The organism is Sphingobacterium micropteri (genome assembly GCF_014692515.1).
In the GTDB taxonomy this organism is placed as follows: domain Bacteria; phylum Bacteroidota; class Bacteroidia; order Sphingobacteriales; family Sphingobacteriaceae; genus Sphingobacterium; species Sphingobacterium micropteri.
Window position 1 is genome coordinate 274280 of record NZ_JACOIK010000004.1, and the last position, 14988, is coordinate 289267.

Sequence of the window (14988 nt, forward strand, 5' to 3'; positions counted from 1 at the left end):
GAACGCTAAAATTTAGAAGTTTATGATCAAACTAAAAGCAAAAGGCAGTCTGTTATGTGCTCTTTTATTGGGTGCCAGCGTATTTAACTTTTCGGCATCCATTCCTGATGAAGGAATGTTTCCGCTTAGCGAGCTTAGCCGTGCAGGATTAAAAAAAGCTGGATTAAAAATAGCGGAGAAAGACATTTATAACCCGGGACAAATTGGACTGGTAGATGCATTGGTGCAGGTAAGTGGTTGTTCAGGATCCTTTGTATCCCCCAACGGTCTTATCATTACGAACCACCATTGCGCATTTAGTGCGGTGCAGCTTGCGAGTTCACCAGAATTTAACTACTTAAAAAATGGTTTTGTTGCGCATACATACGAACAAGAAATTGAAGCGCAAGGCTTAACTATCCGAATTACAAAATCTTATGAAGATGTATCTGAAGAAATACTAAATGCGGTAGCTTCCATTGACGATCCGGCAGAACGCATCAATGTCATCCATAAAATGCGATCTGAAATTGCCAAGCGGGCGGAAGCGGAAGATCCGACCATTAAGGCCGAAGTATCCGAAATGTTTATCGGCAAAAGTTATGTGCTTTTCCGATATCAAACTATTGAAGATGTACGTTTAGTCTACGTTCCCCGGCAAGATATTGGAGAGTTTGGAGGGGAAACAGATAATTGGGTGTGGCCTCGACATACGGGAGACTTTTCTTTTCTCCGAGCTTACGTAGCCCCAGATGGCTCATCGGCGAAATATGCAAAAGAGAATGTGCCATACCAACCTAAAAAACACCTTAAGGTGAATCCCAAAGGCGTCAATGAAAATGATTTTGTTTTCATATTGGGATATCCCGGCAAAACCTTTAGACACCGCCCTGCCCAGTACGTAGAATATCAACAAAAATATTTATTACCCTATACCTCAGAACTCTATGATTTTCAAAATCAACAAATGCTTGCGGCAGGAAAAGAGGATCCAAAAACAGAATTAGCACTCGCAACACGCATCAAACGAAATGCGAACGTCATGAAAAACTATCGCGGGAAACTAAAAGGTCTGCAAAATCTGGATCTAGTGGGTAGCAAAAGAAAAGAAGATGAGGCATTGACGAAATTCATTGCGAGCAAACCCGATCTCCAGGCGAAATACGGTACATTGATGGCTGATATCGACAAGCATTATCAGGTTGTTTTTGAAATGGCCCCCAAAGAACTTTGGTTTAATAATATCTATAGCAGTATGTCCCTACTCCGCATAGCCTATACGATACAAGATTTTAAAGAAGCCATTCTTAAACAAAATGGACTTCAAGCACAGGAAGAGGTATTCGCATTAAACATCAATCAGGTAAAGGAATACCTGGATAACATCTACGGGAGTTATGATCTTACGGTCGATAAAAATATAGCTCGTCGGATGTTTGAAGATGCCTATCAGTTGGATGGATCGAACCAACTTAACTATTTTGTCAAGAAAAACTTCACCCGTAAAGAGGAAGCAGGAGATTATATTGTTGCCGCATTAGACAAATCCAAACTAAACCGTAAAGAGACGCTCTACGATACGATCTTAAAAGATATACAATCGCTAAAGAATTATAAAGATGAGCTGTTAACGACGCAAAAAGGGTTGGCGGTTGAGCGGGAGACATTCGATGCGGAGCAGAAACGACGTGAGGGCATGCTGAACAGACTTATGGGGGATTATGTGGTGGTCAAAGAACAATATCAAGCAAAAAACTTTATTCCAGATGCCAACTCCACGCTACGTCTTACGTTCGGAAACATTAAAGGGTATAGTCCAGCTGATGCCACCTATATGCGTCCTTTTACAACAATAAAAGGACTTATAGAAAAAGGAAATTCGGGATTACCTGAATATGAATACCCCGAAAGTATAAAAACGGCTTGGTTGGCAAAAAATTTCGGGGCATACCTAAAAAAAGACCTGAATGATGTTCCGATAAATATCCTCTATAATATGGATACCACTGGCGGAAACTCAGGCTCACCGATTATGAACGCCCATGGCGAATTAATCGGAGTCAACTTTGACCGCGCTTATGACGCAACCATCAACGATTTTGCCTGGAGTGAAGATTACAGTCGTTCTATTGGCGTGGATATCCGTTACGTGTTGTGGATAGCGGACAAAATCGATGATGCGCAATTTATTTTGAAGGAAATGGGAATTTGACAGCTTTTACTTTCCGTATCTTCACGGCTAGCACGACGGTCGCTACAATAAAGCATACTATAGCTATAATGGCCATCGCTATCAAACCGTTATAGGTATGGTAATTTTCACCATGCTGGATAAACATAACTCTAAAAATGCGTAAGTAATGCGTAGATGGAATGACATCCGCAATAAACTGTACCCATGTCGGCATCAAACTAGATGGCCAGGTAAAACCGCTGAGTATAAAGGCGGGTGTGGCAATCACCATCAATATTTCCGTAGCTTTCAATTGGGATGGCAAAACAATGCTCACCAGAATCCCGATAAAACATACGGCCAACATAAACACGAACGTACATAAGGCAAACCACCAAAAATCTGTATGTAGCGGCATATCATACCATTTTCCAAAACCCCAATACAGAACAAGGATACCAATAGACATGAGCACGTAGGGAATAATCTTTACAAGAATAAGCCCGACAGGATTTCGCATTTGCTGTGCTAATTCGACGAAGGTTCCATTTTCAAACTCGGAAGAAAAAGATAACGCCAACCCTAATAACAGCACCTGCTGTAACACTATAATTAGCACGCCTGGCAGCATGAAATACAGATAGTTTCCACTTCGTATATTCTGCCTGACCATGGTCGTTTTAAAAGGTTCGTATTGTTCGGACGCAATCTTAGCAGGAACACCTTGCTTCATCTGCGTTTCGATTTGTACTCCGGCTTTCAGCGTCATCGCACAAACATTCACCGCCATGGCTGCTGTATTAGACGTCAGTGTATTCGATCCATCCACAAAAATGGTCACTTCCGGAACCCGTTTTTGCTGGACACCGGCCGCAAAACCTTTGGGAATATGCACGATAACCGTGGCATCGTGTTCGATGGCAATCTCTTTTGAATCAAACAGCGACGGCAACATACGTATAACCTTGATATTTTCGTTATCGTTCATCATGTCGACAAAGGTGGCACTTAGTGGGCTATTGTCCTCATCTACAACGAGGATAGGCATTTCGGTTACTTTCCCTTGTTGATATACATGCCCTATCAATACGCCGTATAGAATCGGCGCCCCAATAAAAAGCATCATCAGCACGCTATTGTTGAAAAACAGCTTAAACTCGCGTTGAATGAGTTTTATAAATTTTTTCACGTTCTAATCCTTTCTATTGTATTTGAAGAACAACCAACGTTTTCGTTAACAAATCGCGTACGGCTGCATGATCTGACGGCACCACTTTAACCTCAAATACGGTCAGTTGGTTATCATAATCGGGATAAGCAGTAGAAATATTGGCATAAGAGCTCAGTGCTTTCAGGGCTACTATCCTGCCTTTAATCTCCTTATTATCTAGATAAGGAACATGTAGGGTAACTTCACTACCTCTACTTAATTTACCCACTCTATTTTCCGGTACGGTAAAGCGGAAATAAGTGCTATTATGAATGTAACCATTGATAATAGCATATCCTGCGGTAGCCAGCTCGCCAACGTTTAAATTAATGGTTTCCACACTCATATCCTGTGGAGCAATAAGGTATTTTTCCCTCGCAGCTACCTTAACCTCCGCGACGGCACCTAAAGCCCGCTCCTTTTGCCCCAATGCCATTATCTGTTGCTCGTAACGAGCACCATTTCGCGCTTCTTCCATTTCCGCTTGCGCCGCAAGATATTGGTTCTTTGCCCCCTGGTATTTGGCATACGTTTCATCATATTGTTGTTGCGATACTAAACTGTCCCTTAATAGATTTTTCAACCGATTAATGGATTTTTCAGCGAAATCATATTGCTCTTTTAAGCCATCTACTTTAGCCTGTAACTGCACTAATTGTCCGCGTGTAGCACCTTTTGTTGCCATATGATATTGTGCTTCTGCAGATTGGAGTGCCCCTTGCGCCTGTTCTGCTTTTGCATCCACTTCGGGTATATCCAATATTGCCAATGTATCGCCGGCCTGTACGAAATCCCCTTCTTGAACACGGATTTCTGCTACTTTTCCGGGAACTTTGGTCACGATCGTTAGCTGCTCGCGTTCTACTTTTCCCTCCAAGGGCTTTTCCCGAATTTCATTTTTGCAAGCAAAAAATAAAAACATCAGCGGAAAAAAATATAACTTTTTCATTTCAAGTATTTATAAAAATCGATAATCTGTCTCAAACTGCCCTATAAGCTACAAATTTCTAATGTCTAACATCCCACTACTCATCACTCATTCGTATAAGGTTTGTAATAGTTTTCCGGATGTGTGTAATAGTTCTAATGCTACAGCACGTTGCTGCAAAACATGGCTATAAAAATTGAGATTGACTTTATACCATTCATTTTCGGTAGCCAATAGTTCTGTTACGTCAATCAATCCGGCCTCGTACTGTTTTGCAGCTATCTGTAAATTATTTTCGGCAACCTTTATCTGCTGGCTTCCTACTTTTAATTTCTGATTTGCAGTGGTATAGCTAACTTTGTTTTTATCCAATAATAAATTCAGTTTTTCCGTTGCATCAAGGAGCTTCATGTCGTTAATAGTTTGGTCTAACTGCACTTGCTTAACTTTATTTCGGTGTTCCCCACCATTAAAGATATCCCATCTTACGCCTACCCCAACCATAAAGTTAGGTCTACCTTTTAAATAGTTGGTAGAAAGGCCTATATCACCGACTACGGGTCTGTCTTTAATCGTTAAACTTGTATTGTGGAGATTTAAATAGCTGGCTGAACCAAAAGCAAAAACGGTAGGTAGCGAAGCTCCTTTTTCTTTTTTATATAAATATTCATAGGCTTTAGATGACGCACCCAATGCTTTTAATTCGGACCGTTCTTCTACGCCTGCTGGCACATCCGATAAGTAGATGGGCAAAAGGTCGTACCCGACTTCTTCCACCGCTGATGCGCGTAATCCTGTTTCCTGTTGTATTTTTTTAACCAGTAATGCACGATTACCAGTAAGCTCAACTTTCTTTTCTTCCAACTCTAATAGGGCAAGTTTTAGCTTATCGCGATCATACGGAATAGCCAAACCATTTTCGATAGCCCTATTCACTTTCGCCTGCTCTTTTTTCAACCTCCGCTCGGAATCTTCAATTAGCTTATCCACTTCGTCCAACAACATCAATTGATCAAACGTAGTCGCAATTTCCTTAGCCATTCCCTCTTTTCCCGCCTCCGCTAGATAGCTTTGTGCGCGGGCCTTTTCTTTCAAAGCCCGTTCGCCGTTAGGAATCTGCAATCCCGAGAAAATAACCTGTTTTACAGACACACCTGCATACGCTGCCTGCGACCGGAGATTGAAATCTGTTGCCCCTTCAAACAGCCCTAGATTTAATACCGGTAGATTTAATGTCGGAATGTCGAGACTTCCATTATTGTACATGAAGCCATACAAGCCTGTAGCCGAAACATGCGGCAGCTTATTGGCCTTCACTCCTTCCGCTTCCAGATTGGCTTTGTCAACTTCGTAACTTTTGAGCTGCAAATCCTTATTGGTCTGGAACGACTGCTGGATAATTTCTTTAACTTTTGGATCTATATTGGATTGTGTTCGTCCTGTTTGCTGAAAAATCACACTAGACAGGATAAAGATCCATACCCATTTTTTGTGCATAACCTTTATGTATTTATTGCGAAACAAATATCCGGTTAATACGGTTTGCTTTTTTTAAGATATCTTAAAAAAAGATCAACACGCGGTATCAAACTAACGCTGTGCTCTAATGACGCTGAGTGTCGGTTGGGAAATCCCTAAATAAGAAGCGATATCTCCCAATGGGGCTCTCAAGAGTATATCGGGATGCTGCTCCATCAATTTTTGATAACGTTCTTGTGCTGTTTCAAATTGCAGACTCTGTAATCGGGTAGAGAATCCAATCAATGCCTGTAACAGTATCGTTTGTATCAATCTATTCATGGCTATGGAATGAGATGCGAGCTTCTCGATGGCGTCAAAGGGGATCAGGGTAATAGTTGAAGGTTCGAGCGTTTCCATACCATACATTGATTTTTTGTGATAGAATACACTTTCGGTACCTGCGGCAAAAGTATGTTCTGAAAAAAAATAATGGGTTATACCCTTACCTGATTTATAATAAAACATCCGGACAAGCCCCTGCTCAATGAAAAAGATATTCCGCGAATAGTGCCCCGCATCTAAAATAATATCTTTTTTAACATATGTTTTCGTGATTGACACCTGTTCAAGATGTTCCAGCAAATCATCTGTCAGCCCGAACGTAGTCTTTAAATAGGGAATTAACTGCATTCCCTAAAATAAGGTTTTTTGTATAAAAAAACCTATACTTGCTGCCCGGCTTTATATTTAATTTCTAAGGCTAATATAATATCTCTTTTTTTACCTTCTATTAAGGACAGATTTCCGGCAACAAACACCCCTTTTTTGCCATTGTTACTATTTGAAATACCATATACGGTTGACTCATCATCGGGATTGGATTCTCCTTCATAACGATAAAGATGATCAATTTGGTAATTTTCGGCGTCCGCTAATATTTCGTCAAACTCCACATTAAAATCTACACTATACCCCATTTCTTTTAATTTGGCCAATGCAACATCTGTTGTTTCATAATTGTGTTTTGTTTCCATAATATCTATTTTTAACTGCTTCGCGGTTTAACGAATTTTATTTTATAACATCTATTAAGATAACACGCCAAAGGGCTGTTCTGTTTTCGTATTTTTTTGGCTAGCTTTGAGCAGCATTGTTAATTAGGTCGAAAAAACAATTATGGCATACCCTGTACCCAAACCGCAATACACTTCTGGAAAAGCCTTCGAAAGGTTAATCACTATCTTAGATACCCTCCGTATAGCCTGCCCTTGGGATCGCAAGCAAACGATGGAATCCCTACGACATCTCACTATGGAAGAGCTTTATGAGCTTACCGATGCGATTCTGGAAAAAGATTATAATGAGATAAAAAAAGAGCTTGGCGATGTGATGCTACATCTTATTTTCTACGCCAAGATTGCCGATGAGCAACAGCAGTTTAATATAGTAGACGTATTGAACGCAATCTGTGACAAGCTGGTGGTACGGCATCCGCACATCTATGCTGATACACAGGTCGAAAATGAGGACGATGTTAAAAACAACTGGGAGGCCATCAAATTAAAAGAAGGTAGTAAATCGGTACTATCCGGTGTACCAAAGGGATTACCTGCACTTGTTAAAGCATATCGTATACAGGATAAAGTCCGCGGTGTCGGCTTTGATTGGGATGATAAAACAGAAGTTTGGAAAAAAGTAGAAGAAGAACTAGCCGAATTTAAAAACGAATTCAACCTCACAGAAGACGTGATCGTTGATCAGGAAAAGGCGGAAGCGGAGTTTGGTGATCTGCTATTTTCCTTAATTAATTACGCACGGCACCTCGGCATTAATCCTGAAAATGCACTAGAACGTACAAATAAAAAATTTATACAGCGATTCAGTCATTTGGAAAAACGGGCCACTGAAAATGGAAAGCATCTCAAAGAAATGACTTTGGATGAAATGGACGTGTATTGGAACGAAGCGAAAAAATTATAAATTGGAGATATCAAGGCTCGTCACAGTCTAACGTCTCTGTTTTAATAAACAGTCTTTGAAACTGTTTCATTTGTGTACCATCATAATTGATATGATGCACTAAGTTGTTCGCACTATTCCACCAACCGTACACCAATACATAATCAAACGCACGATCTAGTCTATCTGCATGTTTCATGGTCGTTTCATAGTTATGCCATAAATATTCCGGTGTACTATTATTTTCCATCTGCATTTTTATCACTTGTTCGTAGGCTTCCAGTAAATCATCTCCTCCCTTGTGCAAGGCTTCCGCATATTGCCGGGCTTTCGTATCTTCCTTCACGGCCATTATTAAAGATTTAGTATCTTGTTTCGCGTTCTTTTGTACCTTCTTTAACGCGTACGTCTCTTGCAGATACTGCAATACGTCTTTCTTTAAACCTTGGAAATAATGTGTTTGAACAATCTGTAAATCTTTGACATAATGTATCGCACTATCATATCGGGCAGTTAACTCTTCGAATGTACCGCTATCATGAACATAATGACTGGTACGAAAAAGATTGTACGTATCGGCGAGTTGTTTCTCGGTATATTTTTGGTTGTCGTAATAGCCTTTATATGTACACAACTCATCGTCGAATGTCCACGTTTTGGTTTGTGCTAATGCCCCGTTTATCGCAGACATTAACATGAACATTCCTATTGAAATTCGTTTAATCCGCATAATCTCCATTTAAAAAACTAATATACTGACCTTGCCTTTAATTACCAATTAATCCGTAAATTCGCGACATGAAAGAAACTGTTGTTAGCGGTATCAGAAGTACCGGTAAGTTACATTTGGGCAACTACTATGGAGCATTGCGTAATTTCGTCAAAATGCAGCACGAATACAACTGCTTCTTTTTTATAGCTGATTTACATTCTTTAACGACACATCCTACTCCCGAACACCTCAACCGTACGGTAAGAGAAGTTGCGGTAGAATATTTAGCAGCAGGTATCGATCCCGAACAATCCACCATATATGTACAATCGGATGTTCCGGAAGTAGCGGAGCTCTACCTATACATGAATATGAATGCGTATTTGGGCGAATTGGAGAGAGCTACTGCATTCAAAGATAAAGTTCGTGCTAATCCGGACAATGTTAATGCTGGACTTTTAACGTACCCAGTGCTTATGGCATGTGATATCTTAATTCATCATGGCACCAAGGTTCCCGTTGGAAAAGATCAGGAACAGCATTTAGAAATGACACGTACGTTTGGTAACCGTTTTAACAGATTATATAACGTAGAATATTTTAAGGAGGCTTTTGCTTTTTCTTACAGTGATAAATTGGTTAAAATTCCAGGGCTGGATGGTAACGGAAAAATGGGAAAATCAAATGGTGAAGCTAGCTGCGTTTATCTAAGTGATTCTCCTGAGGTTATCCGTAAAAAAGTGATGCGAGCGGTATCTGACGCTGGACCTACCGAAATGAATCAAGTAAAGCCAGAGCCTATACAGAATTTGTTTGATTTGATGAAAGTTGTATCGACACCGGACACTTTACAACATTTCGAAGATCTGTACAACAAATGTGAAATTCGTTATGGAGATTTCAAAAAACAGCTTGCCGAAGATATGGTGCTGGCAACCGAACCCGTTCGTTCACGCATCCATGAAATTTCAAACGACGACGAATACGTCAAAAAAGTCATTCGGATGGGTGCGGAGAAGGCAAGTGAAAGCGCACGTAAAACAATTAGGGAAGTGCGCGAAATCATTGGGATCAAGAAGTTGTATTAAAAGTTGAGTTCGGCGATTCTTGGTTCATTTTTTGTAACGAGGAACTTGATGATTCATCATGCAAAACTCATAATTTATAATTCGTCATTCATTCAACATGCACATAGCAATTGTAGGAAATATCGGAGCAGGAAAAACCACTTTAACAGAATTGATTGCACGTCATCTTAATTTTGAAGCACAATTTGAAGCTGTGGAAGACAATCCTTATCTAGAGGACTTCTATGCGGATATGAAACGGTGGGCATTTAATCTGCAGATATTCTTTTTAAACAGCCGTTTTAGGCATATTGTGGATTTACAGAACCGGGGCATTCATATGGTTCAAGATCGGACAATTTATGAGGATGCCTATATTTTCGCAGAGAACCTATATGACATGGGGCTGATGAGTGCGCGTGATTTTGAGAACTATAGCAATATTTTCCAAAGTATCGTTCATTACATCAAACCTCCTGATTTATTGATTTACCTACGGGCTTCTGTACCGACATTGGTCAGCAATATCCAAAAGAGGGGACGCGATTATGAATCGGCTATCCGTTTAGATTACCTATCCAAACTCAATGAAAAATATGAAAAGTGGATAGGCAATTATAACGATGGAAAGCTGTTAGTTTTAGACAAGGACAACCTCGACTTCGCTAGCAAGCCTGAAGACTTAGGCCATATTATCCAAAAAATAGAAGCGGAAATGTTCGGGCTATTTTAGCCCAACATTTTTACAACAATCCTTCATCACGAAAACTGAGATAAGAAGTATCCGTGAAGATAATATGATCGTTCACCCGGATTTCCATCAACTCTGCGGCTGCAACAATTCTTTTTGTAATTATTTTATCCGCATTGCTGGCCCGCAGCGTACCCGATGGATGATTGTGAATCAAAATAAGGGAGTTAGCTTGTACTTGCAAAGCAAATCGTAGAATAACCCGCACATCTACTGGTGTCGCATCATTGCCTCCGCGCCCTATTATTTTCTTATCTAACAATTTGCAGCCCGTGTTTAAATAAAGTACCCAAAACTCCTCATGGGGCAAATCCTGGATATAGGCTCCAAAATAATCGTAAACCTTCCGGCTACTATTCAAGACGGGAATCGCTTCGGGTTCCATCTCTTTTCGGCGGCGGCCCAATTCCAAGGCGGCAATGATACTAATAGCTTTTGCCTCTCCTATGCCGCGATAACGGCATAAATCTGGCACCTCTAATCTGGAGATATTATTTAAATTGTTTTGGGCATCGGATAGTATCCGCCGACAGAGTTCGACAGCAGTTTCTTTTCTTGAACCAGAGCCGATCAGTATCGCCATCAGTTCCGCATCTGACAAGGCTCTTCGACCTTGTTCCAATAATTTTTCACGTGGACGGTCGGCTTCTGACCATTCCCGAATAATTAGTTTTTCCATGTCAACAAGTATATAACGGTATGTTAAAATTACTACTTTTTTTAGTAAAAACAAATCCATTCATATAAAACGCATTAACAATTCTTAACCGATTCGAGCCCGCATTTCGTTGAGAAATTTTATCTTTGCAATTCCATATAAATATCAAAACAATGAGTAAAGCGATTATCAAGACAGAAAAAGGCGACATGACCGTGCAGTTTTACACGGAAGACGCTCCTAATACGGTAGCCAACTTTATCAAATTAGCAAAATCAGGTTATTATGACGATTTAGCATTCCATAGGGTTATCCCCGATTTCGTGATTCAGGGTGGCTGTCCCAACACACGTGAGGGAGCAACCGGTGTGCCCGGCACGGGAGGTCCTGGTTACAAAATCGACTGTGAATTGACCGGCGAGAACCAATATCATGATCGGGGTGTATTATCGATGGCACACGCTGGTAGAAATACAGGTGGTTCACAATTTTTTATATGTCACAGCCGCAACAACACGGCACATCTAGACCGCAACCATACATGTTTCGGCAAAGTTATTGAGAATGTAGATGTTGTGGATGATATCCGTCAGGGAGATCGCATTTTAGGAGTGGAAGTTATTGAAGAATAATAACCTAAATAGACATGAACTTAAGAGCTTTAGTATCAGTTACGGGAAAACCAGGTCTTTTTAAATTGATCGGACAAAGTAAAAGTGGATTTATCTTAGAAACATTAGACGATAAGAAAATCAAATCCACGGTCAACCTATCCACAACCAAGATGGCCACTTTGGAAGATATTACCATCTATGGTGAGGAGGACGAAATACGGCTATTGGATGTATTCGAAACCATTAAAGAAAAAGGTGGAGATATGCCCGATATTAAAGACGGGAAAGCTTTACGCGCATTCTTTCGCGAAGTAGCGCCTGGACATGATGAGTCGAGGGTATATGCCTCTGACATGAAGAAAATTATATCTTGGTACAATATCATCAAAGAGCTTCCTTTATTTAATGAGGACGCTCCGGAACCGATTCAGCAATAAAAAATAAGTTGGAGGCGCAACCATGCGTCTCCACTACTATCAAAATAACCGCATTTGTGCATCGCGATTGGGCCTTTCAAATAAATCCGTACGTAAAACGGGATAAGCCTGTAGTCCCATATACTTTTTAACTGCTACCTTGAATAATTGCCGTATTCCTTCTGCGGTTTCACCATCCCCTCGAATCCTCCTGCCCCATTGACTATCGTTGAGTTTACCACCATGGCAAGCTTCTATACCATGTATGATCTTTTCCGCCCCATCAGGATAATTTTTGTAAACCCAGTCTGTAAAGATATCGGCTATCGCCCCATTTAGTCGTACAATGGTATAGCTAGCCCATTTGGCGCCTACATCTGCTGCGCGTTTTATCAATGCTGGCATCTCATCGCTATTTATTCCCGGCACAATGGGGGCAATCATCAAGGAGACGGGTATATTCTTCTCTGCCAATTTTTCAATCAGCTTTAATCTTGCTGCTGCCGTCGCAGTCCGTGGTTCCATCCTCCTTCTCACCTCTTCGCGCAGGCTATTGATCGTGACCGATACGCTAACTAACTCCGCCTCAGCAAGTGCTGCCAAGATATCCAAATCACGCAGCATCAGTACGTTCTTGCTGATGATAGAAACAGGATGCTTATAGGTTAGAAAAGTAGTTAACAGCTGGCGGGTGATCTTCAATTTTCTTTCGACAGGTTGATAACAATCCGTATTTCCCGACATGAAGATGGGTTCTGGAACATAGCTCTTTCGATCAAATTCTTTTTCCAACAACTCCACCGCATTATACTTCACCAAAATCTTTCGTTCGAAATCCAACCCTGCACTATATCCCCAATACTCATGTGAATTCCGGGCATAGCAATAAATACAGCCATGTTCACAACCCTGATATGGATTTAAAGATCGGTAAAACCCTAGATCCGGACTATTTACCTTAGACAAAATCGCTTTCGGATAGGTCGCTATAATTTTTGTGGACGCAGACGATAGAAAGACTTCATCCAATCCCTCTATATATTCTTGCACATAGCGTTGTTCAAAAAATTTGTTATTAGGATTTACCTGTGCGCCCCGCCCCTTAAAATATGTTTCTTCATTTGAGTCCATAGACAAAAATACTAAAAATATTAGTTTTTTTATCTACAGATTTATTTTATTTAACGTTCCACCAGTTCCTTCACGGTATCACCGTAACTATCTACCTTATCAGCTTCCATTTTGGTTAAACGGTGCCATCTTTTAAAGGTGTTCAAAAAAACAATGAGCATTAAAACCATCGCCAACAATGCTAGTGATGCCAATAAATATTGACCTTCTGGCAGGTAGATATATCGGATTTGTTCATAACCCGCCCAAAAGGTAATGATCGCCATAAATACACCAGGAATTGCCGCACAAAGTGCATACTTTCCACGATTAATACGGATCAACATCGTTGTACAAACGATAAGTCCGCAAGCTGCCAGTAACTGGTTGCTAATACCAAATAACGGCCATATACTACTGACATTCCCCGTATAAACCAAATATCCCCATGCAAATGTAAACATCAAGCTGCTGATAATGATGCCCGGCATCCAGGTTTTGTCACTAAACTTCGGCATCACCGTACCCAACATTTCCTGCAAGAAGAATCGGCCTACTCTCGTACCCGCATCTATTGCTGTTAAAATAAAAACCGCTTCAAACATGATGGCAAAGTTATACCAATACGCCATCACATCATCCATAAACGGTATTTTATTGAATATATGGGCCATACCCACTGCCAGTGAAACTGCCCCTCCTGTCCTACCCTGCAGGTCTACACCGATTTTCTCGCTAAAATGTGCTAAATCTACAGGCTGAAGATGGGGATTGGCCGCAATAAACGATTCGTACATTTCTTTTGGGGTATTGATGGCAAAATAATCGCCGGGAACCAATGTACAAGCAGCTATCAATGCCATCAATGCCACAAACCCTTCCACAAGCATCGCGCCGTATCCTACGAAAAGAATTTCCTTCTCATTGGTCAACATCTTAGGTGTCGTACCTGTCGCGATTACCGCATGAAAACCCGAAATCGCTCCACAGGCTATAACGATAAAGATAAAAGGCAAAACGGGACCTCCGATTACCGGACCTCCCCCATGGATAAATGCCGTAACGGCGGGCATTTCAATCGTTGGTTGTACAAAGATAATCCCGATAGCCAACATCAGGATTGTACCGATCTTTAAATAGGTGGACAAATAATCCCGTGGAACCAAGAGCAACCATACGGGCAGAACCGATGCCAAAAAACCATACACGGTGATGGCAATCGATATCGTCTCTACCCGCCAATGAAACAGGTTACTGATGGAAGCAATCTGCATGAGTTCGTGTCCGCCCACGATGCTGGCAATCAGTAAGACCCCACCGATAATACTGGCAAACGTGACGCTATTTTTGCGATAACGCATAATTAATCCCATGAGGATAGCTATCGGCATGGTGGCAATGACGGTGAACAGCGACCAGGAAGCTTCGTGCATCGCGCTGATACAAGCCAGCGACAGTCCGGCGAGGGTCAAAATCAAAATAAACAGTACAGCAAAACCTGTGATCAAGCCCGTGGCCTTGCCAATTTCCTTTCCTGCTATCGTAGCCAAGCTTTCCCCTTTATGCCTTACGGATGCGAAAAGCACCACCATGTCGTGTACTCCCCCCGCTAATACACAACCTATCAAGATCCACAATGTTCCGGGAAGATAGCCAAACTGTGCAGCAAGCACCGGACCCACAAGCGGTCCAGCCGCGGCAATGGCCGCAAAATGGTGCCCGAAAAGGACATTCTTGTTGGTTGCCACATAATCTTTACCATCGGCAAATTCTATCGCGGGGGTTACATTCTTTGCGTTGAGGCGTAACACTTTATTCGCCATAAAAATGCCATAAAAGCGGTAAGCGATTGCAAATAGTAATAGTGCTACAAATACTAGGGTAAGCGCATTAATGCCGTTTAAATATTCCATTAAGAACAGGATTATAACTGTAAAGGCAATATTAAAT

15 protein-coding genes are annotated in these 14988 nt (G+C 41.1%); 6 read left to right on the forward strand and 9 right to left on the reverse strand.

What is annotated here, in order from left to right:
• Positions 1-22 precede the first annotated feature (22 nt).
• Complete coding sequence (locus H8B06_RS07170; protein ID WP_190993608.1) at positions 23-2191, forward strand: S46 family peptidase; 2169 nt, start codon at positions 23-25, stop codon at positions 2189-2191.
• Here H8B06_RS07170 and H8B06_RS07175 read toward each other — a convergent pair.
• From H8B06_RS07175 to H8B06_RS07195, 5 genes are all read right to left on the reverse strand, one after another.
• Positions 2166-3341 (reverse strand): ABC transporter permease, encoded by a 1176-nt coding sequence (locus tag H8B06_RS07175; RefSeq protein ID WP_190993609.1) that lies wholly within the window; start codon positions 3339-3341, stop codon positions 2166-2168. The two genes, H8B06_RS07170 and H8B06_RS07175, sit on opposite strands and share 26 nt — an antisense overlap.
• Before the next feature lie 13 nt (positions 3342-3354).
• Positions 3355-4311, reverse strand: coding sequence for an HlyD family secretion protein (locus tag H8B06_RS07180; RefSeq protein ID WP_190993610.1), 957 nt, complete (start codon positions 4309-4311; stop codon positions 3355-3357).
• Positions 4312-4398: 87 nt separating this feature from the next.
• Positions 4399-5787 carry a TolC family protein gene (locus H8B06_RS07185; protein ID WP_190993611.1) on the reverse strand — a complete coding sequence of 463 codons (1389 nt, stop codon included), beginning with the start codon at positions 5785-5787 and terminating at the stop codon, positions 4399-4401.
• Positions 5788-5880: 93 nt separating this feature from the next.
• Entirely contained in the window at positions 5881-6441 is a 561-nt protein-coding gene (locus H8B06_RS07190) for a Crp/Fnr family transcriptional regulator (protein ID WP_190993612.1), read from the reverse strand.
• Positions 6442-6473: 32 nt separating this feature from the next.
• Positions 6474-6785: a hypothetical protein gene (locus H8B06_RS07195; protein WP_190993613.1), complete on the reverse strand. Its 312-nt coding sequence runs from the start codon at positions 6783-6785 to the stop codon at positions 6474-6476.
• 142 nt (positions 6786-6927) lie between these two features.
• Here H8B06_RS07195 and mazG point away from each other — a divergent pair, with 142 nt between their 5' ends.
• Positions 6928-7731, forward strand: coding sequence for a nucleoside triphosphate pyrophosphohydrolase (mazG, locus tag H8B06_RS07200; protein ID WP_190993614.1), 804 nt, complete (start codon positions 6928-6930; stop codon positions 7729-7731).
• Positions 7732-7741: 10 nt separating this feature from the next.
• On the opposite strand, the gene H8B06_RS07205 is transcribed toward mazG, so the two are convergent.
• A complete protein-coding gene (locus tag H8B06_RS07205; protein WP_190993615.1) occupies positions 7742-8440 on the reverse strand; it encodes a hypothetical protein in 699 nt (232 codons plus the stop codon).
• A 68-nt stretch (positions 8441-8508) separates the two neighbouring features.
• On the opposite strand from H8B06_RS07205, the gene trpS reads away from it, so the two are divergent.
• Both trpS and H8B06_RS07215 read left to right on the forward strand, forming a co-directional pair.
• The gene (gene trpS, locus H8B06_RS07210) at positions 8509-9510 is read left to right on the forward strand and encodes a tryptophan--tRNA ligase (protein WP_190993616.1); all 1002 of its coding nucleotides are present in this window, start codon (positions 8509-8511) and stop codon (positions 9508-9510) included.
• Positions 9511-9607: 97 nt separating this feature from the next.
• Positions 9608-10222 carry a deoxynucleoside kinase gene (locus H8B06_RS07215; protein WP_190993617.1) on the forward strand — a complete coding sequence of 205 codons (615 nt, stop codon included), beginning with the start codon at positions 9608-9610 and terminating at the stop codon, positions 10220-10222.
• A 10-nt stretch (positions 10223-10232) separates the two neighbouring features.
• Here the strand turns inward: H8B06_RS07215 and radC are convergent, their stop codons facing one another.
• Positions 10233-10919 (reverse strand): RadC family protein, encoded by a 687-nt coding sequence (radC, locus tag H8B06_RS07220; RefSeq protein WP_190993618.1) that lies wholly within the window; start codon positions 10917-10919, stop codon positions 10233-10235.
• Between the two features lie 152 nt (positions 10920-11071).
• On the opposite strand from radC, the gene H8B06_RS07225 reads away from it, so the two are divergent.
• Together H8B06_RS07225 and H8B06_RS07230 are read left to right on the forward strand one after the other, a co-directional pair.
• Positions 11072-11530, forward strand: coding sequence for a peptidylprolyl isomerase (locus H8B06_RS07225; RefSeq protein ID WP_190993619.1), 459 nt, complete (start codon positions 11072-11074; stop codon positions 11528-11530).
• A 14-nt stretch (positions 11531-11544) separates the two neighbouring features.
• Positions 11545-11949, forward strand: a complete 405-nt coding sequence (locus H8B06_RS07230; protein WP_190993620.1) for a DUF5606 family protein — start codon at positions 11545-11547, stop codon at positions 11947-11949.
• Between the two features lie 39 nt (positions 11950-11988).
• Here the strand turns inward: H8B06_RS07230 and H8B06_RS07235 are convergent, their stop codons facing one another.
• Together H8B06_RS07235 and H8B06_RS07240 are read right to left on the reverse strand one after the other, a co-directional pair.
• A complete protein-coding gene (locus tag H8B06_RS07235; protein WP_190993621.1) occupies positions 11989-13059 on the reverse strand; it encodes a PA0069 family radical SAM protein in 1071 nt (356 codons plus the stop codon).
• 50 nt (positions 13060-13109) lie between these two features.
• Complete coding sequence (locus H8B06_RS07240; RefSeq protein WP_190993622.1) at positions 13110-14951, reverse strand: carbon starvation CstA family protein; 1842 nt, start codon at positions 14949-14951, stop codon at positions 13110-13112.
• Between the last annotated feature and the right edge of the window lie 37 nt (positions 14952-14988).

Excerpts from the sequence above, each read along its gene's own strand:
- H8B06_RS07190 (WP_190993612.1), bottom strand. The coding sequence starts at position 6,441 with ATGCAGTTAATTCCCTATTTAAAGACTACGTTCGGGCTGACAGATGAT.
- H8B06_RS07180 (WP_190993610.1), bottom strand. The coding sequence starts at position 4,311 with ATGAAAAAGTTATATTTTTTTCCGCTGATGTTTTTATTTTTTGCTTGC.
- H8B06_RS07205 (WP_190993615.1), bottom strand. The coding sequence starts at position 8,440 with ATGCGGATTAAACGAATTTCAATAGGAATGTTCATGTTAATGTCTGCG.
- H8B06_RS07225 (WP_190993619.1), top strand. The coding sequence starts at position 11,072 with ATGAGTAAAGCGATTATCAAGACAGAAAAAGGCGACATGACCGTGCAG.
- mazG (WP_190993614.1), top strand. The coding sequence starts at position 6,928 with ATGGCATACCCTGTACCCAAACCGCAATACACTTCTGGAAAAGCCTTC.
- radC (WP_190993618.1), bottom strand. The coding sequence starts at position 10,919 with ATGGAAAAACTAATTATTCGGGAATGGTCAGAAGCCGACCGTCCACGT.
- H8B06_RS07235 (WP_190993621.1), bottom strand. The coding sequence starts at position 13,059 with ATGGACTCAAATGAAGAAACATATTTTAAGGGGCGGGGCGCACAGGTA.
- H8B06_RS07185 (WP_190993611.1), bottom strand. The coding sequence starts at position 5,787 with ATGCACAAAAAATGGGTATGGATCTTTATCCTGTCTAGTGTGATTTTT.
- H8B06_RS07240 (WP_190993622.1), bottom strand. The coding sequence starts at position 14,951 with ATGGAATATTTAAACGGCATTAATGCGCTTACCCTAGTATTTGTAGCA.
- H8B06_RS07215 (WP_190993617.1), top strand. The coding sequence starts at position 9,608 with ATGCACATAGCAATTGTAGGAAATATCGGAGCAGGAAAAACCACTTTA.
- H8B06_RS07170 (WP_190993608.1), top strand. The coding sequence starts at position 23 with ATGATCAAACTAAAAGCAAAAGGCAGTCTGTTATGTGCTCTTTTATTG.
- trpS (WP_190993616.1), top strand. The coding sequence starts at position 8,509 with ATGAAAGAAACTGTTGTTAGCGGTATCAGAAGTACCGGTAAGTTACAT.
- H8B06_RS07195 (WP_190993613.1), bottom strand. The coding sequence starts at position 6,785 with ATGGAAACAAAACACAATTATGAAACAACAGATGTTGCATTGGCCAAA.
- H8B06_RS07230 (WP_190993620.1), top strand. The coding sequence starts at position 11,545 with ATGAACTTAAGAGCTTTAGTATCAGTTACGGGAAAACCAGGTCTTTTT.